The sequence below is a fragment of the Neoluteolibacter marinus genome (genome assembly GCF_014904755.1).
In the GTDB taxonomy this organism is placed as follows: domain Bacteria; phylum Verrucomicrobiota; class Verrucomicrobiia; order Verrucomicrobiales; family Akkermansiaceae; genus Haloferula; species Haloferula marina.
In genome coordinates this window covers 34998-56239 of record NZ_JACZFQ010000104.1, presented here as the reverse complement: position 1 = coordinate 56239, position 21242 = coordinate 34998, and the positions used below count along the sequence as shown (strand labels likewise).

The 21242-nt window shown below is 63.3% G+C and carries 24 protein-coding genes; 5 read left to right on the top strand and 19 right to left on the bottom strand.

Going from position 1 to position 21242, the window contains the following annotated elements; translation table 11 throughout:
* On the bottom strand, window positions 1-837 hold the full coding sequence (locus IG178_RS20555; RefSeq protein WP_226895637.1) for a rhamnogalacturonan acetylesterase: 837 nt from the start codon (window positions 835-837) through the stop codon (window positions 1-3).
* Between the two features lie 107 nt (window positions 838-944).
* Between IG178_RS20555 and IG178_RS20550 the strand changes: the two genes are divergently transcribed.
* Window positions 945-2174: a rhamnogalacturonan acetylesterase gene (locus IG178_RS20550; protein ID WP_193214465.1), complete on the top strand. Its 1230-nt coding sequence runs from the start codon at window positions 945-947 to the stop codon at window positions 2172-2174.
* Between the two features lie 6 nt (window positions 2175-2180).
* On the opposite strand, the gene IG178_RS20545 is transcribed toward IG178_RS20550, so the two are convergent.
* Entirely contained in the window at window positions 2181-3359 is a 1179-nt protein-coding gene (locus tag IG178_RS20545) for a 3-dehydroquinate synthase (protein WP_193214464.1), read from the bottom strand.
* Window positions 3360-3415: 56 nt separating this feature from the next.
* Here IG178_RS20545 and IG178_RS20540 point away from each other — a divergent pair, with 56 nt between their 5' ends.
* The gene (locus IG178_RS20540) at window positions 3416-3937 is read left to right on the top strand and encodes an NUDIX hydrolase (protein WP_193214463.1); all 522 of its coding nucleotides are present in this window, start codon (window positions 3416-3418) and stop codon (window positions 3935-3937) included.
* Between the two features lie 34 nt (window positions 3938-3971).
* On the opposite strand, the gene IG178_RS20535 is transcribed toward IG178_RS20540, so the two are convergent.
* The 5 genes from IG178_RS20535 to IG178_RS20515 all read right to left on the bottom strand — a co-directional run bounded on the left by IG178_RS20535 (window position 3972) and on the right by IG178_RS20515 (window position 7675).
* Window positions 3972-4925, bottom strand: coding sequence for an acetyl-CoA carboxylase carboxyltransferase subunit alpha (locus tag IG178_RS20535; protein WP_193214462.1), 954 nt, complete (start codon window positions 4923-4925; stop codon window positions 3972-3974).
* A gap of 42 nt (window positions 4926-4967) precedes the next feature.
* Complete coding sequence (locus tag IG178_RS20530; RefSeq protein WP_193214461.1) at window positions 4968-5873, bottom strand: LysM peptidoglycan-binding domain-containing protein; 906 nt, start codon at window positions 5871-5873, stop codon at window positions 4968-4970.
* Between the two features lie 16 nt (window positions 5874-5889).
* Complete coding sequence (locus IG178_RS20525) at window positions 5890-6426, bottom strand: hypothetical protein (RefSeq protein WP_193214460.1); 537 nt, start codon at window positions 6424-6426, stop codon at window positions 5890-5892.
* Between the two features lie 102 nt (window positions 6427-6528).
* A complete protein-coding gene (locus IG178_RS20520; RefSeq protein WP_193214459.1) occupies window positions 6529-6768 on the bottom strand; it encodes an acyl carrier protein in 240 nt (79 codons plus the stop codon).
* Between the two features lie 88 nt (window positions 6769-6856).
* Window positions 6857-7675, bottom strand: coding sequence for a hypothetical protein (locus IG178_RS20515; protein WP_193214458.1), 819 nt, complete (start codon window positions 7673-7675; stop codon window positions 6857-6859).
* A gap of 90 nt (window positions 7676-7765) precedes the next feature.
* Between IG178_RS20515 and thiH the strand changes: the two genes are divergently transcribed.
* The 3 genes from thiH to thiS are packed head-to-tail and all read left to right on the top strand — an operon-like array spanning window position 7766 to window position 9848.
* On the top strand, window positions 7766-8914 hold the full coding sequence (thiH, locus tag IG178_RS20510; RefSeq protein ID WP_193214457.1) for a 2-iminoacetate synthase ThiH: 1149 nt from the start codon (window positions 7766-7768) through the stop codon (window positions 8912-8914).
* On the top strand, window positions 8911-9648 hold the full coding sequence (locus IG178_RS20505; protein WP_193214456.1) for a hypothetical protein: 738 nt from the start codon (window positions 8911-8913) through the stop codon (window positions 9646-9648). Before thiH ends, IG178_RS20505 begins: the two co-directional genes overlap by 4 nt.
* Window positions 9645-9848, top strand: a complete 204-nt coding sequence (thiS, locus tag IG178_RS20500; protein WP_193214455.1) for a sulfur carrier protein ThiS — start codon at window positions 9645-9647, stop codon at window positions 9846-9848. Before IG178_RS20505 ends, thiS begins: the two co-directional genes overlap by 4 nt.
* Window positions 9849-9935: 87 nt before the next feature.
* Here thiS and IG178_RS20495 read toward each other — a convergent pair whose 3' ends face one another.
* The 12 genes from IG178_RS20495 to IG178_RS26250 form a co-directional block, all read right to left on the bottom strand.
* Complete coding sequence (locus tag IG178_RS20495; protein ID WP_193214454.1) at window positions 9936-10721, bottom strand: cytochrome c oxidase subunit II; 786 nt, start codon at window positions 10719-10721, stop codon at window positions 9936-9938.
* A gap of 16 nt (window positions 10722-10737) precedes the next feature.
* Window positions 10738-10950, bottom strand: a complete 213-nt coding sequence (locus IG178_RS20490) for a hypothetical protein (RefSeq protein WP_193214453.1) — start codon at window positions 10948-10950, stop codon at window positions 10738-10740.
* A 5-nt stretch (window positions 10951-10955) separates the two neighbouring features.
* A complete protein-coding gene (locus IG178_RS20485) occupies window positions 10956-11156 on the bottom strand; it encodes a hypothetical protein (RefSeq protein WP_193214452.1) in 201 nt (66 codons plus the stop codon).
* 79 nt (window positions 11157-11235) lie between these two features.
* The gene (locus IG178_RS20480) at window positions 11236-11598 is read right to left on the bottom strand and encodes a cytochrome C oxidase subunit IV family protein (RefSeq protein WP_193214451.1); all 363 of its coding nucleotides are present in this window, start codon (window positions 11596-11598) and stop codon (window positions 11236-11238) included.
* Window positions 11599-11640: 42 nt separating this feature from the next.
* A complete protein-coding gene (locus IG178_RS25660) occupies window positions 11641-13293 on the bottom strand; it encodes a cytochrome c oxidase subunit 3 (protein ID WP_226895636.1) in 1653 nt (550 codons plus the stop codon).
* 33 nt (window positions 13294-13326) lie between these two features.
* Window positions 13327-15216, bottom strand: coding sequence for a cytochrome c oxidase subunit I (locus IG178_RS20465; protein WP_193214450.1), 1890 nt, complete (start codon window positions 15214-15216; stop codon window positions 13327-13329).
* A gap of 24 nt (window positions 15217-15240) precedes the next feature.
* Entirely contained in the window at window positions 15241-15999 is a 759-nt protein-coding gene (locus IG178_RS20460) for a c-type cytochrome (RefSeq protein WP_193214449.1), read from the bottom strand.
* Between the two features lie 19 nt (window positions 16000-16018).
* Window positions 16019-16747: a cbb3-type cytochrome c oxidase subunit II gene (locus IG178_RS20455; protein ID WP_193214448.1), complete on the bottom strand. Its 729-nt coding sequence runs from the start codon at window positions 16745-16747 to the stop codon at window positions 16019-16021.
* A gap of 21 nt (window positions 16748-16768) precedes the next feature.
* Window positions 16769-18277, bottom strand: a complete 1509-nt coding sequence (locus IG178_RS20450; RefSeq protein WP_193214447.1) for a cbb3-type cytochrome c oxidase subunit I — start codon at window positions 18275-18277, stop codon at window positions 16769-16771.
* Between the two features lie 32 nt (window positions 18278-18309).
* The gene (locus tag IG178_RS20445) at window positions 18310-19110 is read right to left on the bottom strand and encodes a c-type cytochrome (protein ID WP_193214446.1); all 801 of its coding nucleotides are present in this window, start codon (window positions 19108-19110) and stop codon (window positions 18310-18312) included.
* Window positions 19111-19141: 31 nt separating this feature from the next.
* Window positions 19142-20527 (bottom strand): hypothetical protein, encoded by a 1386-nt coding sequence (locus IG178_RS20440; protein ID WP_193214445.1) that lies wholly within the window; start codon window positions 20525-20527, stop codon window positions 19142-19144.
* A 21-nt stretch (window positions 20528-20548) separates the two neighbouring features.
* Window positions 20549-21238: a c-type cytochrome gene (locus IG178_RS26250; RefSeq protein WP_193214444.1), complete on the bottom strand. Its 690-nt coding sequence runs from the start codon at window positions 21236-21238 to the stop codon at window positions 20549-20551.
* Window positions 21239-21242: the final 4 nt, after the last annotated feature.

The following is a 21242-nucleotide window of genomic DNA, read 5'->3' as shown; positions in this document are numbered from 1 at the left end:
TCACGGACGGGACGTTTCGATCTCCCGGCCCGCGGCACTCAACCAGCCGTCAACCGGCGCACCGGGGAGCCCTTTCAGCCCGGCGATGACGGCACAGGCGTTGAGCCGGGCACCCGCGGCATTGGTATGGGTTCCCTTGTCCGCGAACAGCGCCTCGATCTCGGCCGTTTCCATGTCATCGTACTTCCTGCCGATGATCTCCGCGAGATCGATGAAGGACACCCCCTCGGCCCGGGCACAAGCCTCCACCCACCCGCGCCAGGTGTCCCAGTCGCGGAGCGGCCGGCCCTGGCGATCGAACTTCTTGTGCGGCACCGGAGAACACAGGACCACGACCGCTCCTTTCGACTTCGCCGTGCGCGCGAAGTGCTTCAAGTACCAGCCGTAGCTGTGCACGGTTTCCACACTGCCATCGGGCTTCGCCACCGATTCGATCTCATCCCCGATGCCCTTCACGGAACCGCGGAACTTCCCGCGCTCATCGAGCGGACCGACATCGTTGTGGCCGAACTGGATCAACACGAGGTCACCGCGCTTGATGTCGCCGAGAATCTCGTCCCAGCGTCCGTCGGTTAGGAAAGTCCGCGACGAGCGGCCTCCGATCGCCCGGTTCACCACCTGAACCTTGCGCGGGTCGAGGTAGTCGCCGAGGTCCTGGCCCCAACCGCGCATCTCGCCCCGGTTCTTCACCGTTGAATCCCCCGCGATCCACACGCTGGGAAGAGCCGACGGCTGCTCCTTCGCCTCCATCGAATCGTCGACGACCGGGCGTTCATCCCCGGCGAACAATTGGCCCGCCAGGAGACATGCCGCCAAAAGCCGGAATATCGCGCCCATCTTCATGCCGGTAGGCTAGCTTCCCGGACGGATCAACCCATTGCCCCGATCGGGTGATCTCGCCACCGCTGACAAGCCCGTCCCGGTGCTGCAGGATTCCCCCCCCGATGAAGCAGCCCCTTCTCCTGTCGCTGGCCCACGGACTGATGATAGTTCCCGCGTTCGCCACTTCGCCGTCGCTCGAGTTCGACTTCGGGCAGGGCCAGGCAACATCCTCATACACCGCGGTCCGCGCTGGTGACCGGTTCAGCGACGCCAAAGGTTACGGGTTCGACCTCTCCGGCCACCCCGTCGACCGGCCGGGACATGTCACCGGCAACGGCGGCTTCTACTTCTCCGTCGATCTTCCCGAGGGCAACTACGAGGTCACCCTCATGCTCGGCGATGAATCCGGTCCCTCCGACACCACCGTCAAGGCGGAGTCCCGGCGCTTGATGTTGGATTCAATCCGCACGCGCCGCGGCCAGATCGTGACCGAGAAGTTCACCGTCAACATCCGGCGTCCCGAGATCGAAGGCAGCGCTGCGGTCCGCCTGAAGGATCGCGAAAAGCCCTACCTCCATTGGGATTCGAAACTCACCCTCGAGTTCAACGGCTCCCGCCCCTGCGTCGACCGCTTGCAAATCCGTCCCGCCCCCGCGGCGACCACGCTCTATCTGTTAGGTGATTCCACCGTCACCGACCAGCCCTACGAACCCTGGAATTCGTGGGGCCAGATGCTGCCCTGTTTCTTCGGCCCCGGGGTGGCCGTCGCCAACCATGCGGAGTCGGGCGAAACGCTGCGCAGCTCCTTGTCCGCGCGACGGGTCCAGAAGGTCTATCGCTCGCTGAAGAGCGGCGACTACGTGCTGGTGCAGTTCGGCCACAACGACATGAAGAGCAAGTCGCCCGATGCCTTGAAGCGGTACCAGAGCGATCTGGCTGCCCTGGTGGATGATGTCAGGAAACACGGCGCCCGGCCCATCCTGATCACTTCGATGGAGCGCAAGGCCGGGGTGAACAAAGATACCCTCGGCGGCTACCCCGATGCCGTCCGAACGGTCGCCGGGGCCAAGAAAGTTCCCGTGATCGATCTCCACGCGATGAGCCGCGAGCTCTATCAAGCGCTGGGCAAAGACCTCGACGCCGCCTTCCAGGACGGCTCCCACCATAACAACTTCGGCAGCTATGAGCTGGCCCGCTGCGTGGTCGAGGGCCTGCGAACCGCGGCACCTGGACTCTCGGGGTCGTTCCGGCCGGGTGTGGGGAAATTCGATCCGGCGGCGCCGGATCGACCTGAAGATTTCCAAATGCCCGCGAGCCCGGTGACCGACCTCACCAAGCCCGACGGAAACTGACGGGGGTCACGGGACGCGCGGCATCGGCCGGGCGGCATCGAGCACCGCCTGCCGCTCACGCAAGGAATCAAGGCAGGCGTCCACCAGCCCTTCGTCCAGCGCGTGGACGTCCTGTCCGGTCCCGCAATCGCGCAGCAACAGCACCGTCAGTTCGCCACCGAGGTGTTCGCGGAATTCCTCGAGACCCTCGTGGACCAGGCGTCGCCCCGAAGGGTCGCGCATATCGAGTGCCGGATGCCAGATCGCCAGCTGCAAGCCGGAGATCACCGACAGCACCCGCTCCGCCATGCAGTCCCGCAGCAGGCCGCAACGGGCCGAATAGAGGGTGTCCAGCGCCACACCGATCGCCACGGCGTGGGCATGGCTGAGGGAGAACCCGGTAAGCTGTTCAAGCTTGTGGGCCGACCAGTGGCCGAAATCCAGGGGGCGGCTGCTGCCCGTCTCGAACGGGTCGCCCCCTTGGGCGATGTGGCGGGCGTGCAACAAGGCCGAGCGTTCGATGCACTCCTCCAGCGCCGCCGGGACCAGCGACGCGAGAGCTTCCACCTGATCCTCGATCCACTCGAACAGTTCCCCGTCCTTCACCAGCGACACTTTCACCGACTCGATCAAGCCGGCCCGGCAGGTCTCGTCGTCCTGGCTCTCGAGGAACCTGAAGTCATTGATCACCGCGAACGGTACGGCAAAGGCGCCGATCCAGTTCTTCTTCCCGAAACCGTTGATCGCACATTTCACCCCGACCCCGCTGTCGTCTTGGGCGAGCGTGGTGGTGGGAAATCGCACCAGCCGCACCCCGCGGTGCGCCGTGGCCGCCGCGTAGCCGACCGCGTCGAGGAAGGCACCGCCCCCGATCACCAACAGGTACGAGTGCCGGTCGATGTGCTCGCGGTCGAGCATTTCCCAGACGCGGCGCACCAGTGCATCGTCGTTCTTCACCGCCTCGCCCCCGGGCAGGACGCGCAATCCCCGCCAGTCGAATCCGAGATCCGCGAAATAGGTCTCCACCTGGCGGGCGAGCCCCGGCCAGGCCGCCGACACGTTTTCCTCGATCACCACCAGCACCCGCCGCCCCTGGCCCTCGGTGAGGATTTCCCCCAGCAGGGAATTGCCGGGGGCGAAGGCATCGCGGGTGAAACAAATGCGATGCTTGAATGTGACGGGAATCTGGAAATTGTGGCGCGGCATCGTGACGGGTGAAAAGTGCCCTTGATACGTCGCTTCGCCAACTATTCTTCACCGCAATGAGCGAACCCGAAACCCTGTTTGAAACCCGTTGGCTGGGCCTCTACCGGATCGGCCACTGGGATTTCGTTAGACGCCCGAATGCCGACGCCGCGGTGGGGATCCTCGCCGTGACCCCCTATGACGAGGTGGTTTTGATCGAGCAGTTCCGGATTCCGGTGCAGCGGAAGGTCATCGAGATCCCCGCGGGCTTGGTTGGCGACGAGGACGAATTCCGCGGTGAGGCGCTGGAAGCGACCGCCGCCCGCGAGCTGTTGGAGGAGACCGGCTACCGGGCGGAAACGATCGTGCCCCTGCTCGCCTCCCCGACGTCGGCGGGCATGACCCCGGAAATGAGCCATCTTTTCCACGCCACCGGACTGGTCAAGGAGGGGGCCGGTGGCGGCACCGAACACGAGGACATCCGGGTCCACCTGGTGCCGTGCCGGGAGATCCGCCGGTGGCTCCGCGACCGCGAAGCCGAAGGCTACCTCATCGACTACAAGATCCACGCCTGCCTGTGGGCGGCGGGAATCTGCTGAAGGCGGACCGGCTGGTCCCCGCCGCGGGGAGGGATCACTTGCCCTCCCACTCGCCGAAGGCGCGGAACTTCGCGTAGCGGGCATCCAGCAATTCCCCGGTGGAAAGCCGGTCCAGCTCGTCGAGGTTCGAGAGGATCGCGTCGCGCAGCGCCACGGCCGTGCCGGCATGGTCGTGATGCGCACCGCCGGCCGCCTCGGGAATCACCCCGTCCACCAGGCCGAGCTTCAACAGGTCGGGAGCGGCGAGCTTCATCGCCTCGGCCGCCTCGGGGGCGTGCTTGCGGTGCTTCCAAAGGATCGCCGCGCAGCCTTCCGGGCTGATCACCGAGTAGTAGGCGTTTTCAAGCATCAGCACCTTGTCGGCGACGCCGATCCCGAGCGCCCCGCCGGAGCCGCCTTCGCCCAGCACGATCGCGATGACGGGCACCTTGAGCATCATCATTTCGCGCAGGTTGTAGCCGATCGCTTCGGCGATGTTGCGCTCCTCCGCACCGATCCCCGGATAGGCGCCGGGGGTGTCGATCATCGTGATGACCGGCAGTCCGAACTTCTCCGCCAGCTTCATCAGGCGCATCGCCTTCCGATAGCCCTCCGGATGGGCGCTGCCGAAATTGCGTTTGAGGTTCTCCTTGGTGTCGCGGCCCTTCTGGTGACCGATCACCACCACCCGTCGCCCGCCGATCCGGGCGAAGCCGCCGGGCATCGAGTGATCGTCGCCGATCCGCCGGTCACCGTGCAGCTCGCAGAAATCGGTGAAGGCCCGGGAAATGTAGTCGAGCGTGAATGGCCGCTGGGTATGACGGGCGATCTGCACTCGCTGCCAAGGGGTTAGGTTTTTATAGATGCGCTGGCGGGTCTCCTCCAGCTTGGCCTCCATGCTGGCGATATCGCCGGACATGTCGATATCCTGTGACGTTGATTTGGCGCGGAGCTTGTCGAGCTCTCGTTCCAGCTCGGCGATCGGCTTTTCGAATTCCAGCAGTTGCATGCGTGGCGGGATGGATGGATTGAAAGATGGGCGGGCGAAAGTCTAAGGGGCGGCCGGACGGATTTCCACCTCATTCCCCGGCCGGAGGAGCAAGGCGAGTTCCTCGACGTCCTCGACCGCGAGATGGAATCCGGATCCAGGTGACAGGTCTTCCTCGTCGTCGCGCGGCGCCGTCGGGTCGAGCGGGCGGATCTGCAATGACGACTTCTCCAGCGAGAAGGTCTTCTCGGAATTCCGGTATTCCTTCATGCCCGGGGTGACCCGGCGATTGCCGGAGATTCCGGACTTCGAGGAAATCTTCGTCTGTAAGCCGCCCCGCAACCCGGCGAGATCGACCGCGAGCATGGGATATTCCTTCACGAAGCGGCCGCCGTCCCACAACGACAGCACCTTGCGGCCCGGCTCGATCATGACCCGCAGCCGCAGCGGCATGACGATCAGCTCGTCGCCGGGATGCAGGCCCTTGAGGTCCAGCAGCCCGTTCAGGTGCATGATGCAGTCGAGCGTGGTGTCGTATTTCGCAGCGATGCCCAGGTAGGACTCGCCGGGTCGCACGATGTGAATCTCTTTGCCCTCCATGTGGGATGCCGACAGGAGATCGTCGAGGTTCATTTCGCCGACGATGCGCCGGGCTTCGGGTGCGGCCTTCGAGCGGGGATAAATGCTCACCACCGTCCTCAGGCGATCACGGGCACCGGCGAGGTCGCCGATGGCAATCAGCTCTCGCGCCCGCTCGAACACCTTTGCTCCTGGGTCGATCTCGGGAAGCGTCGAGTCCGCCTGCGGCAGGGTATCAATCGGTTCCGGGTCGAACTTCACCGGCACCAGCTGGGAAAAGATACCGCCAAGCGGTTCGCCGCGAACGTGCCAGACCAACAATCCGGTGAAAACCGTGATCCCCAGGACGACGGCCCCTGCCACCAACTTGATCAGTGTCCACAGTCGCATCCCCGGATTCCTCCTATCAAAGCAGACCCTTCCTGTGGAGATCGAAACGATTGATCGGCCAGGAATGCTGGATCATTTCGAAGGCGAACTTGAAGATCGAGACCTCCCACGCGTCGTCAACTCCCTCGATCACCGCGTTGGCCGGATTGCCGACCCGCCGGGCCTCGTCGAGGACCCGCTCGCGCACCGACTCCATCGAGTCGTGGATGATTTCCTCGCGGATCTGGCCGCTGCGGAACTGGAATCCGTAGCGCAGGAACGCGAGATCCCGCCCCTCTGCCCGCAACTTCGCGATCATCGCGTCCATCCGTTCGCGCGCCTTGTCGCCGAAGCCTTCGATCTCGATTTCCTGCATCGAGTCCGGCCGCAGGATCCGCGGGCGCATCGCCTCCACCTCGCCGGTCCGGACGCGGATCTGGCCGGTGCTGTCCATCAGCTCGCTGAGCAGCTGGAACTCGAAGCGGGTGTCGCCGAAGGTGTCGATCCGGCGGTCAGGCTCCAGCAGGACCCTGGTGGTTTCCAGCGCGTATTGGATGTTGTCGGGTGAATGCATGATGCGGGCCCAGTCTCCCCCATTCAGGCCGGAGTGCAAAAAAAAGGCAGACTCGCCCGGAGTCCGCCCTTCATTGATTGGCTCGTGAGAGCGAGCGGAGATTCAGCTCTGGCTCTTGATGAAGGTGACCACGTCACCCACGGACTGGAGCTTTTCGGCTTCCTCGTCCGGCACTTCGATTTCGAACTCTTCCTCAAAGGCCATGACGAGCTCGACCGTATCAAGGGAGTCGGCACCGAGGTCTTCGATGAACTTGGCCTCCAGGGTCACCTGGTCGGCATTGACGCCGAGCTGGTCGACGATGATGTCCTTAACGCGGTCTTCGATGCTCTTGTCAGACATTTGTATTCTTGGTGGTTGAAGCTGCCGAGGGATTACCGCCCTCACCGGACCTTGGCAACCCCGAAAAACACGTGGATGTGGCAGCCTTTCAAGCCGCGGGTGAATCGTTCCCTCCGGCACTCTCGGCCTCGGTCACGTATTCGATGATTTCGCCGGAAAAATTCCCGCGCAGCCGCTGCATCAGCCGCTCCGCGGGCTCATCCTGCTCCTTCTTGAAGCCACCGTAGGTCAGGCCGTCGATCTTGACCTTGCGCTCCGCTCCCGCCGCCGTCTTCGCCCAGGCGTAAGCCAGCCCCTTGGTATCCCATTTCCGCAAGTCGAGCCGGACCAGATCTCCGAACGGGATCGACCCGCCACCGGCCGGATGGAACGCCTCGCCGTCCACCGACATGCTGCGGCCGATCGTCCGCAACAGCACCACGGCGGCCCCGACGGTCAGCACCAGGCACACCCCGAAGGCCACCCACTGCTCGGTGATCTTGTGCTTCGGGAAATCGTGCTCCGGCACATCCTTCCGGATCCCGGCCTCCAGCCGGTAGTCGTCGAAAAGCTTGTTCATCGGCTGGCCCAGCGACGACTTCATCGTGTCGTAGTCGTGCAACACCACCGGCCAGATCATCGGGACCTGCGTCCCTTCCGGCAGCAGCTCCGGGTCTTCGGGAAATGGCACCTGCTGCCGTTCGGCGTAGGAACGCCAGCGCTCCGGCGACATCTCGTCCTGCTTGAGCTTGAAATCGTTGGTCGCCTTCTCGAAAGCCTCCGCAAGGTAGTAAGAAAGGTTCTTTTCCCGATAGCCCCACTTGCCGTCGACGAAGAACATCACCGCGAAAATGCCGAACATCAGCAGCATTGCCACGGCGCGGAGGAGAAACCAGGGGGTGGGTTTGCAGACGATGGGTTCGGTCATGGCTCCGTGGAACCCGTGCAGGTAAAACGCCGCAGCGCCGGTTGGCAAGCTTCCCCGGATCGTGCTTTGACGACCACGATTCCCCGCCGCATGCTCCCCGCGCCCGTGAGTTTCTCCGAACATTTCCGCACCGCCCTCGACCGCAAGTCGCCGCTGATCAAGCGCTTCGAGAGGCTCATCGCGCCCGCCGCCGACCGCGACCTCGAGGCGCTCGCCCGCGAGTCCCAGCGCCTGACCCGCCACCACTTCGGGCGGACCATGCGGCTGTTCGCGCCCCTTTATCTTTCCAACGAGTGCGTCAACAACTGCTCCTACTGCGGCTTTTCACGCGACAATGGCATTCTCCGCGTGACCCTGACCGTCGATCAGGTCGTTCGCGAGGCGAGGCATCTCCACGGCCTCGGTTTCCGGAACATCCTGCTGGTCGCCGGCGAGCACCCGAAGTTCGTCTCCGAGGGCTACCTCCAGAAGTGCCTCGACGCCCTGAAAAGCTTCGTCCCGACGCTGGGCATCGAGGTCGGCCCGATGGAAGACGACCAGTACGCAGAGATCGTCCAGCACGGCGCGGAGGGACTGGTGGTCTACCAGGAAACCTACCTCCGCGAAACCTACGAAAAGCTCCACACCGCCGGCCCGAAGAAGAAGTTCGACTGGCGGCTGGACTGCCCCGAGCGGGCCTACGCCGGAGGCTTCCGCAGGATCGGGATCGGCGCCCTGTTCGGCCTGGCCGACTGGCGTCACGAAGCCCTGTCGCTGGCCGCCCACCTCGAGTATCTCTACAAGCACTGCTGGAAAGCCCAATTCACCGTCGCCTTCCCGCGGATGCGCCCCTACGCCGGGAACTACCAGTATGAGCCGGACCCCGACCTGTTCCTCTCCGACCGGGCCTTGGTCCAGCTCATGTGTGCCTTCCGCGCCTGCTTCCCGCAGGTCGGCGTCGTCCTCTCGACCCGCGAACCCGCACCGCTGCGCGATGCCATGGCCCCGCTGGGCGTCACCACGATGTCCGCCGGCGCCCGCACGGAACCGGGCGGCTACACCGGTGCCGGCAGCGACGACCTCCACCTCACCGTCCGCGGCCGCCGCGTCGAACTGGAGAAGACCACCGGTTGCGAGAAGGCCACCGAGCAATTCAAGATCGACGACAGCCGTTCGCCCGCCGAAATCGCCGCGATGCTGCAGTCGAAGCGGCTCGACCCGGTGTGGAAGGATTGGGACGAGGCCATCCTGGCGACATGAGCCATTTCCGGAAACCCTTGGTCGTCCTACATCTGGTGGGTGCCGTCATCTCGATCGCGCTGCTGGTTTCCACCTTCCTTGCAAAGGGCGTCATCATATCGGCAGCCCAGCGGACCGCCGTAGAGAAAACCCGAAGCTTGTCGGACCCTCTCGCCATCCGGCTCAAGGAAACCCTCGACTCCCCCACCTTGGGAAAAGTGATCCGCGGTAAAACCCGCGAGCGGCTTGAAAAAGAACTCGCCGACTATCAAGCATCACCGGACCGCTGGCTTGACGCGCTTGTCAACGGGGGAGCTGAACGAGCCAAAGCGTTCGAGTTCCCCGAAATCCGGAATGCCATCGCGAGAAAATCCGTCGATGCCGTCGCGAAGGGAGTCGCCGGCCTCAAGGATCACATGGAGAACAGCTACCGATCGCTCGTATTTGACATCCGCTTGTTTTTCGGCACCAACGTCGTCGCCTTCCTGATCGCCGCCAGACTGGCATGGCTTGCCCGGACACCGCGAACGCGCCACTGGCTGTTGCCGTTTTCCTGGCTGATGCTGTTGATGACCGCGATCTCGATCTTCCTCTACACCGGGCAGAACTGGACATGGTCGCTGCTTTCCGGGAACTACATTGGCTGGGGCTACCCGTTGATTCTGGGCATGTCCATCGCCTACGGATTCTTCAAGGTCGCCCCGGATCTCGCCAGCCGCGCACCGGCGGCCTCCCCGAATTCCCCGAACTCATGACACTTCAGATCAACGGTAACCCGCGCACCTTCGACAGTGACGCCTTCACCGTCGCCTCGCTGCTCGACACCCTGGGACTTGCCGGCAAGCCCGTGGTCGTTGAACTCGACCTAGAACCGGTTCTGCCAGCGGCTTATCCGGTCACCGAAGTCTCCGACGGAGCAAAACTCGAAATCGTGACCATTGCAGCCGGAGGCTGACCGGACTCTGATTCCCGGCCCGCTTGAGCACGAAAAAGCGGGAAACCCGTCAGGGCATCCCGCTTGATCGAAAAAACTCTCCGGAGCTCAACGGCTGGCCGTCGTGACCTTCGAGGCGTGAGCCTTGAGTGCGTTCTCGGACTCGGTCTCCGCCCAGGTGCGGAAGGCATCATCCTTGATGACCTCCATCTGCCCGACCATGTTGCCATGGCCCTCGCCGCAGAGCTGGCCGCAGACCACGGAGGTCTCGAGCGTCTTGGTCGGCGTGAACCACATCGGGAACTCCTTGCCCGGGATGGCATCCTGCTGGATGCGCATCGGAATAATGGCGTAGTTGTGGATCACGTCGTTGGACGTGATGTTGAGGATCGCCGGCCGGCCGTTCGCGATCTTGAGGATCGGCGAAGTGAAGTCGTCCTGGGCATTGGGATCGTTGAGATCGATCGCCGGATCACTGTTGCTGGTGCGGATCAGCGGGTCGATACGACCGAACTTGCCGTCTTTGCCGGGGTAGTGGTAGGTCCAGCCGAACTGCCAGCCGATCACCCGCACGCGAACGGGATCAAGCTTCTGGACCTGCTCCCAGCTGTCGGTGCGCTCCTTCCAGAGCGGGAAGGCGAATCCAAGCAGCAGCACGGCCTCGATGATGACCACCGCGATTTCCATGTGGCTGGAAATATGGTTGCGGACCCCGTGGTAGGAGGCCTTCGGATTGACCGAACTGCGGAAGCGGATCAGGCAGAAAGCGAAGAACAGGAACCAGCCGGCGCCGAGCGCGAGCATGAACCAGTGGACCACGTCGATGAGGTGGTCGACCCGGCCACCGTGGGCGGAAAAGTTTTCCGGGATGCTGAGCAGTTTGGAAGGACTCATGGAGAATGGAAAAAGATCAACGGGAAGAGGATACGGTGGGAAGGTCGTCGCGCAGCTCGGGGTCGAGATCCGCTTCGCCGCGGCGGATCAGGCGGGCCATGAAAAAACCCACCCCGGTGATGACAGCGACAATCACGCCGAGCAGGAGGAAGATCGACCAGCCGATGGCGTTGGTGTGATCCTCGAAGCTCTTGGCGCAGGTGGCGCAGGCGAGAAGCGTGTTGATCATGGCCGTCACAGGACGATGTTGCGGACCTTCTTGTAGAAAAAAGCGCCGTAGACCGGCATGCCCACCGCGGCGATGGCGCTGACCGCACCGAGGGCCGTGATGATCGCCGATTGATCCTTCGCGAAGGCGAGAGCCCACACGGCGAGGAACACGAAGAGCAGGGTGCTCACGGTCACGAAGACGATATGGAATGCGCGAAGGGACATGGCGGTGATTGGTTTGGATTCCTGATGCCAACAAAACCGGGATCCGGCTGCGGGCAAGGACGGGATGGGGCGGCGCGGGTTACTTGGCAGTCTCGCTCCCCGGAACGCCGTCCTGGAAGCCGTTATAGTGGATGGGATCGGACTTCGCGAGACCGATCAAGGCGACGAGGAAGAAGGCCGCGACGATACCGAATCCGAACAGCCAGTAGATCAGCCGCTTCTCATGATTGAGGTGCATGAAAATGGCAGCAACCAGCGACGCTTTGACGGTGGCGATGGCCAGACCGAGGATCATGTCGGCCGTGTCAAAGCCGTGATGCCCCACATCCAGCCACGGCACTTTGGCAACTGCGACGGTGATGATGGTGCCGACGAACAGCACCCCGCCGATCAGTTTGTAGAGTCGGAGTGACTTGCGGATTGCTTCAGGTGAATCGGCCATGACGGGAAGTTCTGATATTTGGAAACGGAACCACGGTGAGAATTACATCAGGTAGAGGATCGGGAAGAGGAAGATCCAGACCAGGTCGACGAAGTGCCAGAACAGGCCGCCGATCTCCACCCGGTTGGCAAGCCACTCGGGGTTGCTGAGGTACATCTTCTTGCCGCAGAACAGGTAGTAGGCAAGCACCAGCGCGCCGCCGATCACGTGCAACCCGTGCAGGCCGGTCATCGTGAAGTAGATGGCGTAGTAGGTGTTCCAAGCCGGGGCGAACTTCGACGCGAACTGGATCTCCTCACGCGGGATCACGATGTGGGACGGGAAGGTGTGCTCATGCTCGCGACCCTCGTAGTCCGGACCCATGAACTGCTCCTTGATGCCGATCTTCTCTTCACCACGGCCCACGCCATCGGCCTTGGCGACGAAATCCTGCCAACCGATGCGGTAGCGCTCGGTGTCGGTCGGCACACGGTCGGCAACCTCGTTGCCGGACTCGTCCTTGTGGGTGCCGTAGTCCTTGAGAAGCTTCTCTTCCAGCTTGGCGATCTCGCCCTTGTGCCAGTCCCAGGCTTCCTTGAGCACGGGATTCTCCTTCAGGAGCATCGAGTTCTCGATCGCGACCTCGGGATCGATCCCCTTCTCCTCCGCCTTCATCGCGAGGTGGCGGAAATCGATGGCATCGACGTAGTGGAAGACCATCGGGCTCTCGAGCATCTTGCCCTTGAGCGCGGTGCCGTCGCGGAGCGCACCGCTTTCGGCCGCCTCCTGGATGTCGCGGGGGCGGAAATGGAAGGCTACCGGCGGCTCGACCTTGAACGGGATCGACGCCTGCTCGGGGAGCAGCTTGTCGGCGATGGCGGCCTGATCGATGACCACGTTCTCCGCGAACTCCCAGTCGCGCTTGCCGGGGTTGGCTGCCTTGGCCTTCTTCCACTGCTCCCGCAAGTTGTCGGTGCGAAGGTCGGAGTTGTTGGCGCGGGCAGCGAGGTGAGCCTTGCGGATCGAGTCGAGCAAGCTGACATCGAGCACCGTGCCGGCCTCGAACTTCACCGGCGACTTGCCGTCGCTCAGTTCGAGCGTCGAGGCCAAGGTGATCGTCGCGTTCTTCTCCGCGGCACGAGCCATCATTTCCTCCACCCAGTCCTTGTGATAGCGGACGGTGTTGAAGGTGATTTCAGAGGCCTCGAACTCGATCAGGTTTTCCTCGATCTTCTTGCCGTGGTGGTTGAGTTCGAAATCCCCGTCGTTCGGCTTCTGGCCGTGCTCGACGTGAACCCCGTCCTTGAGCTTGTAGCCGAGGTGCCCCTCCACCACCGAGTAGTCGTTCAGACGCACCGCCTGGTGATGAAGCTTGACGTTGTACTCGATGCCCTTGAGCACCATGAAGACCACCGAACAAATGATGGTGATCCCCATGAAGAGCTGGAACTTGCCCCACTGGCGCATCTTCAGTGCCGCCCAGGCGAACACCACGGTCACCGATGAGCCGATGAGGACGAAAGTGTTGATGAGGCCGGGAAGAACCGGCAGTGCGCGCTCGGGCCACGGGTAGTCCGCACCGAGGCGGAGGAAGATGTAGGCCGAGAAGAACCCGCCGAAGAGCATGACTTCGGAGGCGAGGAACAGCCAGATCGCGATCTTCGAGTTGAAGAGACCAGTGTCCTTGCGCGGGGTGACGATGTAAGGAATTTCCATGTCGAAAGGGTCTATTTTCCGATTTCCGGATCGTCAGTGAGAGGACGGGGTGGACGGTTCTTCGGCCGGCTTGGCGGAATCCCGCTTCGGCTCGTCCCACTGCGGAAGGAAGTCATCGTCGCAGTCCGGGCGGCTGTATTCATACGGTCCGCGGTAAACCACCGGATCGGTGACGAAATTGCCGTGGCCGGGAGGCGTCGGGGTCGCCCACTCGAGGGTGGTCGCGTCGTAGGGATTGTCATTCTTGACCTTCTTGCCGAACTTCCAGGCGGCGAAGAGATTCAGGATGAACGGGATCTGGGCGATCGCCAGCGTCCACGCGGCCATCGAAATGATGATGTTCAGGTCGATGTGCTCGGCAACCGTGTTACCGAAGACGTTGGCACTGTCCTTCGCCTTGGAGAGGTAGGCGTCGCCGCCGTTGTACCAGCGGCGGTGGAAACCGGCCATGCCCTGGGTGAGCATCGGGAAGAAGATCAGGTTCATGCAGACCAGGCTGGGCCAGAAATGCAGGTGCGACAGGAAGGAGCTCATGTGCCGCCCGGTGATCTTTGGATACCAGTGATACACACCGGCGAAGAGACCGAAGAGAATGCCCGGTGCCACCACGTAGTGGAAGTGGCCGATCACGTAGTAGGTGTCGTGGAGGTGGAGGTCCACCAGGTTGAAGGCCAGCGGAAGACCGGTGAGACCGCCGATCCCGAACATCGGAAGGAACGCGCAGGCCCAGACCATCGCCGGGGTGAAGCGGATCGATCCTCCCCACAGCGAGATGATCATCGACGTCAACAAGATCACCGACGGGATGGAGATCAGCACGGTGGTGGTCTGGAAGAAGGTCGAGACGACCGGACCCATGCCGGTGAGATACATGTGGTGCGCCCACACGATGAACGAAAGGAAGCCGAGCACGAGCACCCCGTAGACCATCGCCTTGTAGCCCCACAGCGGGCGGCGGGTGTTGACCGGGATGATTTCGGCGACGCAGGCGATCGCCGGGAGGAGAAGGACGTAAACCTCCGGGTGACCGAGGAACCAGAAGAGGTGCTGGAACAGCAGCGGCGAACCACCGCCGGACAGGTCGGCGAGCCCCTCGCTCTTCGAGAACAAACCCGACGGCATGAAGAAGGACGAATGGGAGACCCGGTCCATCAGCTGCATGATGCCGGCGGCTTCAAGCGGCGGGAAGGCGAGCAGGAGCAGGAAGCCGGTCACCAGCATCGCCCACACGAAGAAGGGCATCCGCATCCAGGTCATCCCGCGGGCACGGAGGTTGATGATCGTGGTGATGAAGTTCACCGATCCGAGCAGCGAGGAAGAGATCAACAGCACCAGACCCACCAGCCACTGCGTCTGACCCGCCAACCACTGGTTGACGATCTGGGCATCGGCGAAACCGGCGAGCGGCGAGTAGTTCGTCCAACCCGACTTCGCGGCGCCGGATTCCATGAAGAACGAGGCGCACATCACCAGACCGCCCACGAGGTACATCCAGTAACTCGCCATGTTCAGCTTCGGGAACGCCATGTCGACGGCGCCGATCTGCAGCGGGGTCACGTAGTTGCCGAACGCCCCGAAGCCGAGCGGCACGATGCCGAGGAAGACCATGATGGTGCCGTGCATGGCACCGAACATGTTGTAGGTCTCACCCGTGACCTTCCCGTCCTGAAGCCAGCGTGCCTTCCAGTTGTCCGTGAACAACCAGCTCATCCACTCCGGAAGCGGCTGGTGGGGATAGGCGATGCTCCAGCGCATCACCATCATCAGGTAGAACCCGAAGGCCAGGAAGACCATGGCGGTGAGACCGTACTGGATGCCGATCGTCTTGTGATCGGTCGAGAACACGTACTTCTTCAGGAAGCCCGGGTCGTGATGATGATCGTCGTGACCGTGGTGGTCAGCCGTGGCAGCGTGTGCGCTCATGCTTGGAAAAAGTAGGGTCTGAACTTACTCGGCGGCGGCCGGTTCGAGGGTAATCGGGTCGAGCATCGTCGCGGGATCCAGCGGCTCGCCCGGAAGGTTCTTCTTGTGCTCGGAATTGAGTTCGTCGGCGGTGACCGGGGATCCGGGATTGGCGCGCTTCGAGGAAAGATCGAGCGCCGCGGCTCCCATCTCACGGGTGACGACGTCGCCGACACTGTTGCCGAAGGAATTGCGGACGTAGGTCATCAGCGCGGCCAGGTCGTCGCCGCTCATGCCGGCACCCTGGGCGGGCATGACACCGTAGGTCTTCCCGGAGGAGGTCGGCCCGGTCAGTCCGTTGAGAACCACCATCGCAAAGCGCTCGGTCTCGCCCTCCACCCACTCGGAACCGGCGAGCGAGGGATAGTTGGCACCGTCGCCCTTGCCATCGGCACCGTGGCAGCCGATGCACTTGCCATAGATCTTCGCGCCCTTCGCGCTGTAGGCGGCAACCGCATCCTTCGGCGGCAAGGCGAATTCCTCACCGGCCGACGGGATCACCCGCACGTAGCCTTCCTTCACCGTGTCCTTGTACGAGAACAAAGTCCCGGCATTGCCCAAGGTCCAGCCGGCAGCGAGCAGCGGCACGGCACAGAGGATCGTCACCCACAGGGAGATCGACTCGGACCCGTTTTCGGCGAGTTTCTTCTCACGAGAAGCGGCGGCGGCACCGAGGACGACGCGCTCGTGGGCCTCGGTGACATTCACCGATTCCTCGAGGTCGGGCTTGGATGGATCAATCATCGGAAAGTGGAAATTCGGTTCAACCCTGGGGAGCGGCGGGCTTGGCTTCGGCCGGCTTGGTCGCCGGGCCGTAGTTCATCGAAGCGGGCACGGCGTCGTCGCGCTTGAGCGAGAGCAGGTAATCGACGAGTTCGTTGGCGTCCGGCGACGGGATCACGACGGTTCCCTCGGGCGACTCGACCGGCAACGCGTCTTGCGGGACCTGGCCCAGCACCTCCTTCTCCTCGAAGAGGAAACGGTGGGACGGGCAGGTCGAGGTCGGGCGCTGCGGGTTGGCACGCGGATCGTAGAGGTGCATCATCAGCCACAGTTTGGCGTCGCCGCCCTTGGCGTACTCGGCTTCCACGCGGCGACCGACGTTGGAAAGGTCGGGACCCAGGCGGTTCAAGCCGATCTGGGCGAACTTCTCGCCCTGATAGTCGAAGACGTTGGACTCACGGCGGGTGTCACCGCGCTCCTCGTCCATCTTGAGGCCGGCCCAGTCCGGGCGGCCGAGTTCATTGCCCGCGTAGGTCGGACGGATCAGCTGGGTGTGGCAATTGTAGCATCCGTTCGAGGCGTAAACCTCCGCACCGTTGGTGACGCGGCCGGTGGTCTTGGGATGATAAATGCCTTCCTTGCCGTCGGCGGCTTCGGTGAAGGCCACCGGCTCGACCGAGCGCATCATGAAAAAGGGCACGATCACCACGGCCAGCCAGGCGAAGCCGAAGGTGGCGGTGAGACCGAAAGCGAATTGGCGGAAACTCATGGTCGGGAGAATTGGGATGCCTCAGTGAGCGGGAGCGGAGCCGGGACCGGCATTGTCGATGTCGCCTTCCGGGCCGTGGATGGAGTCGTGCAGGTTGGCGTGATGGCCATGTCCGAGCAGGGTCGGATGCGAGCTCCGGCGGCCGAGGCGAAGCCACATCAGCGCGAGGTGAAGGAAGAAGAAGACGTTCGAGAACAACAGGAAGATCCAGGCGATCGTGGTGGCCACCGCGTACGGATAGGCACGCATCGCCGCGTCTTCCCAAGGCTGGGCGAACGCCTCCTGGCCCAGACCTTGCATCACGCCACCGAAGATGGCGACCAGCGCGACCGTCACGACCCCGTAGACCGAAAGGAAGAAGTGAACCTTGATCAGGCGGCTGGAGAGCCACTCGCGGCGGGTGATGCGCGGCACCACGAAGTAGATCATGCCGAAGGCGACAAAGCTGAAGAAGCCATAGATCGCGAGAACATCGAAGCCGTAGCCCGACAGGGTGAACTGGCTCATCCGCAGGATTGGCGGCACGTTCAGGAACACGCAGGCCGCACCCGTGACCAGCAAGCCGATGACCCCGGCGACGGTGAAGCGGAGCGTCGGACTGTTGACCACGGTTTCCGGAGCCCCGGCAGCGGTCTTCAGGAGGTTGACGCCGACCGCGATGGCCGGAATGGCGATCAAGATGGTGGCGGCGGCCCCGAGGTAGGGCAGGAAGTTCGGGATCGGGGCACCGGCGAGCTTCTGCATCCCGGCCCATGGCGCGATGATCGCCAGCGACCAGAACCCGAGCAGCGACAGCGAGTAGCTGTAGATCGGCCGGCCGGTGACCTTCGAGATCAGGTAATAGGCGGCGGCAATCGCGGTCGGGGTGAAGAACAGGAAGACCAGCGCGGAGCGATACCAGGCGTTGATCGCGGCGGCCATCAGCGGGCTTCCGGAAAAGCCGTGGACCATCAAGTGCGCCGAGGCGAACACCCACGGGAACCAGATCAAAGCGGCGAGCACGTACCACTGGGAAATGAACACATGGCCGGCCGGGCGGACCTTGAACTGCACCATCGACCAGATCGAGATGACGACGAACGAGAGCAGCATCGGCACCCAGGCGAACACGGGCATTTCCATCCATGGCACGCCGGTGCTACCGCCGGCGAGGATACCGATCACCCCGAGGGTCACCGAGAAATTCCAGACGTGACCGGCAGTCAGGATCAGGCCCGCTGCGCGGCAGGTCTGGCGGGAAAGCCGCGCCATCAACCACACCAGGGTCCCGAAGGCAGCCTGGCAGCCCCAGCCATAGATCAGGGCGTTGAGATGGGCCGGCTGGACGCGGCCGTAGGTCAGCCATGAGCAGGAATCGAGGAAACCGGGGGCATGCACCTTGGCCGACGAGATGATGCCGAGCAGGAGTGCCACGGCCAGCCAGGCGGCGCCGCTGGTGAAGAAGAACATCACCGGATGGCGCAGCGAACGGTCGATCTCCGAGCGGAGCAGGGCGTCGGCTTCCGGGGACTGGGATGAAGCTTGGGACATGGGAAAAGCGTGGGCCGTTTGGAGATGGGAGATCAGGGCTTGATCAGGTCGTCCGCCGTGAGCATCGGCTTGCCGACCTCGGAGCGGAGCATCTTCACCTGTTCCGGCAGCACGGCCGAAGCCTTGTTGCCGAAGCTGTTGCGGATGTAGGTCAGCACGGAGGCGACCTGCTCATCGGTCTGCTGGGAGAGCGGAGCCATCGGGGCGGGCAGGTTGTATTCCTTGCCGCTGACCGTGATCGGACCCATCAGGCCGCGGAACTGGATGCGGATCAGGTTGGAAACCGGACCGGTCACCCAATCGGAAGCGGCGAGGGGCGGGGCAAGCGGGCCCCCTTCCCCGTTCATGCCGTGGCAGACGAAGCAGGTGGCGGCCATGTACTGGGCCTTGCCGGCTTCGATCACGGCGGGATCGATCTCCGCGTCGGCGGCAGGAGTCATTTCATCGACGGCACCGAAGTCCGACGGCGGGGCGTCAGCAGCCGCCAACTGGCGGTCGGAGCCCGGGACGATCTGTTCCGGCTTTTCAACCGCAGCCGGCTTCGCGGCGACCAGTTCCTTGCCGAGCAGCCCGAAAACGTCCGTCGGCGGGACCTGCACGACCTTGCCCTTCTCGACTTCCTTGTAGCCGAGGTTGGCGGCCTGCGCGGCATCGACCGCGGCGCGGGCGTCATAGCGCTTGGCAGCCACGGCTTCCTCGAGCGGATTGACCGAGTCGTCGTTGCCGGTGAAGAGCTTGATCGCGAGCAGGATCACGCCGAAGAGCGAGAAGACGCCGAGACCCCACCAGAAGGCGGCGAAACGGACCAAGGGATTGTCGCTGGTAGAGGACATCAGGAGAAAAGGTCGGGGTTCGAAGTGCCGGTCAGTTCGAGACGTTGGCGGATTCGAGGATGCGGGGGTCGCGGTGCGGGTAGACGGCGGTCTGGGTCAGCGCGCGGAGGTAGAAGAAGACGAATCCGGAGCCAACCGCGAGGAAGGCAAGGATGTCATACCAGAAGGCACCCGGGACGGAGGTCGTGACGTTGGCGAAGCTCTCGGCACCGGGAACGTGCTGGTTGGCCATCGCCCAGAGCGAAACGGAACGCTCGGGGATCACGATGATGTAGTAGTCGAGCACGTGCATCACCAGGGTGTAGACGCACATGATGCTGAGGAGCTTCGGGTTCTTCTTCAGCCAGGCCTGCAGGAGGATCACGAAAGGAATGACGAAGTGACCGAACACGAGGGCGATGCTGGCGGTGTTCCAGCCCTCGGTGTTGCGGATCAGGTACCACGAGGTTTCCTCGGTGATGTTCGCGTACCAGATCAGGAAGAACTGGGAGAAGGCGATGTAGGCCCAGAAGATGGTGAAGGCGAGGAGCAGCTTGCCCATGATGTGGTAGTGCTCCGGCCCGGTGACCCGCTTGAGGTAACCACCCTTCTGCAGGAGGGTGCAGGTGATGATGATCACCGCCATCGAGTTGAGAGCGGCACCAGCGAAGAGGTAGACGCCCCACATGGTGGAGAACCAGTCGTACTTCATCCCCTGCAGCAGGTCGATGCCGGCGAAGGTGATGGTGATCGCGAAGATGATCAGCGTGTAGGTCGAGTGGTAGCGGGCCTTGAAAAGGTTCTTGGTGGTCGGGTTCGGATCGGTGTCCTGGGCGACGGAGAACTTGCGCAGCGCGCGGATCACCAGGCCGAGACCGACGAAGTAGAACACGAACCGCACGTACCAGGCGAACTTGTTCATGTACCAGAGCTTGTTGACCAACAGCGCCTGATGGTCGGCCTCGAGCGCCGCTTTCATCGAGTCACTGCCGTAGAAGCCCGCGAGGAAGCCATCGAAATAGCCCGCGTCGTGGGCCTTCGCCGCGGCACCGTGGATGTTCATCCACTCATAAAGCCACTTCTGCACCATCGGGCAGGCCAGCGGGATCGCGAAGATCGCCATGAACGGGAACACCGAGCCGAGGTTCTCCATCACGCGGCGGACCGAGGTCCCCCACCCCGAGTTGGAGACATTGTGAAGCAGTGTCCAGAAGCAGCCGCCGAGGGCCAGGGTGAAGAACAGGAAGAAGGCGAACAGCCAGGAGTAGGCGAACTGGGCGGTGATCGCGTCCGGGGCCAGGAACAGCAGGTAGGCGCTGACGAGGCCAAGCAGGGCGGCGGCGCCGCCGGCGACGCGCTTGGCGGACTCGACCTTGGTGTTGACGAGACGCTCGCCGTCGACCGGGATGTCGGCTGAGGTGACGAAGTGGTGTGCCATTTCGGTGGGGAAAGCGGGAGATTACTGGGCCTGGGCGGCGATTCCTTTGTCGAAGGCTTCCTTGACGGCGTCGTAGGGAGCCTTGCGGGCGGTTTGCAGAGCGCGGACGTAGGCGACGATCGCCCACCGGTCACGCAGGGCGACATTGTGCTTGTAGCCGCCCATGTTGCCCTTGCCGTTGGAAATCACGTCGAAGAGGCGGCCATCCGGATAGGCGGCCTGGCCGTAGGTGTCCTGGGTCAGATTGGCGATGCCGGGCACCCCGAACTGGCCGGTGATCCCCAGGCCGTCGCCGGACTTGCCGTGGCAAATCGCGCAGTTGATGTCGAAAGCTTCCTGTCCGCGGTGGAGGAATGCGGCGACGTTCTCGTCATCAAGGCCGATTTCCCCGGGCATGCCGTTGGCAAAGTAACCGTCGATGCCGCCGGTCGCGTAGTAGCCGGTGCCACCGCCGAATTCAGGCTCGGGGATGCCGCCGATCTCGGCGAGGCCTTCCGCGTTGAAACCCAGCGGCTGGGTGTTGGCGACCGGCTGACGGGAGCCCTGGCCGTCGGCGAAGAACTCGTCCGGCTTCTGGGCATTGAGCTTGTCCTGCTCATCCATGTCCGGGAACAACCGGATGGGGGCGTTCGGGGACTTCGCTCCCCTCGTCGGCATCAGGCCGATGAAGAGTGCTGCGATGATCGCGTAGGCGAGGAAGAAGTATTTCACTGCG

Excerpts from the sequence above, each read along its gene's own strand:
- IG178_RS20455 (WP_193214448.1), bottom strand. The coding sequence starts at position 16,747 with ATGAGTTTCCGCCAATTCGCTTTCGGTCTCACCGCCACCTTCGGCTTC.
- IG178_RS20520 (WP_193214459.1), bottom strand. The coding sequence starts at position 6,768 with ATGTCTGACAAGAGCATCGAAGACCGCGTTAAGGACATCATCGTCGAC.
- IG178_RS20540 (WP_193214463.1), top strand. The coding sequence starts at position 3,416 with ATGAGCGAACCCGAAACCCTGTTTGAAACCCGTTGGCTGGGCCTCTAC.
- IG178_RS20490 (WP_193214453.1), bottom strand. The coding sequence starts at position 10,950 with ATGATCAACACGCTTCTCGCCTGCGCCACCTGCGCCAAGAGCTTCGAG.
- IG178_RS20555 (WP_226895637.1), bottom strand. The coding sequence starts at position 837 with ATGGGCGCGATATTCCGGCTTTTGGCGGCATGTCTCCTGGCGGGCCAA.
- IG178_RS20445 (WP_193214446.1), bottom strand. The coding sequence starts at position 19,110 with ATGTCCTCTACCAGCGACAATCCCTTGGTCCGTTTCGCCGCCTTCTGG.
- IG178_RS20515 (WP_193214458.1), bottom strand. The coding sequence starts at position 7,675 with ATGACCGAACCCATCGTCTGCAAACCCACCCCCTGGTTTCTCCTCCGC.
- IG178_RS20505 (WP_193214456.1), top strand. The coding sequence starts at position 8,911 with ATGAGCCATTTCCGGAAACCCTTGGTCGTCCTACATCTGGTGGGTGCC.
- IG178_RS20465 (WP_193214450.1), bottom strand. The coding sequence starts at position 15,216 with ATGAGCGCACACGCTGCCACGGCTGACCACCACGGTCACGACGATCAT.
- IG178_RS20495 (WP_193214454.1), bottom strand. The coding sequence starts at position 10,721 with ATGAGTCCTTCCAAACTGCTCAGCATCCCGGAAAACTTTTCCGCCCAC.
- IG178_RS20545 (WP_193214464.1), bottom strand. The coding sequence starts at position 3,359 with ATGCCGCGCCACAATTTCCAGATTCCCGTCACATTCAAGCATCGCATT.
- IG178_RS20460 (WP_193214449.1), bottom strand. The coding sequence starts at position 15,999 with ATGATTGATCCATCCAAGCCCGACCTCGAGGAATCGGTGAATGTCACC.
- IG178_RS20440 (WP_193214445.1), bottom strand. The coding sequence starts at position 20,527 with ATGGCACACCACTTCGTCACCTCAGCCGACATCCCGGTCGACGGCGAG.
- IG178_RS20480 (WP_193214451.1), bottom strand. The coding sequence starts at position 11,598 with ATGGCCGATTCACCTGAAGCAATCCGCAAGTCACTCCGACTCTACAAA.
- IG178_RS20485 (WP_193214452.1), bottom strand. The coding sequence starts at position 11,156 with ATGTCCCTTCGCGCATTCCATATCGTCTTCGTGACCGTGAGCACCCTG.
- IG178_RS20550 (WP_193214465.1), top strand. The coding sequence starts at position 945 with ATGAAGCAGCCCCTTCTCCTGTCGCTGGCCCACGGACTGATGATAGTT.
- IG178_RS20530 (WP_193214461.1), bottom strand. The coding sequence starts at position 5,873 with ATGCGACTGTGGACACTGATCAAGTTGGTGGCAGGGGCCGTCGTCCTG.
- IG178_RS20525 (WP_193214460.1), bottom strand. The coding sequence starts at position 6,426 with ATGCATTCACCCGACAACATCCAATACGCGCTGGAAACCACCAGGGTC.
- IG178_RS25660 (WP_226895636.1), bottom strand. The coding sequence starts at position 13,293 with ATGGAAATTCCTTACATCGTCACCCCGCGCAAGGACACTGGTCTCTTC.
- thiS (WP_193214455.1), top strand. The coding sequence starts at position 9,645 with ATGACACTTCAGATCAACGGTAACCCGCGCACCTTCGACAGTGACGCC.
- thiH (WP_193214457.1), top strand. The coding sequence starts at position 7,766 with ATGCTCCCCGCGCCCGTGAGTTTCTCCGAACATTTCCGCACCGCCCTC.
- IG178_RS20450 (WP_193214447.1), bottom strand. The coding sequence starts at position 18,277 with ATGTCCCAAGCTTCATCCCAGTCCCCGGAAGCCGACGCCCTGCTCCGC.
- IG178_RS20535 (WP_193214462.1), bottom strand. The coding sequence starts at position 4,925 with ATGCAACTGCTGGAATTCGAAAAGCCGATCGCCGAGCTGGAACGAGAG.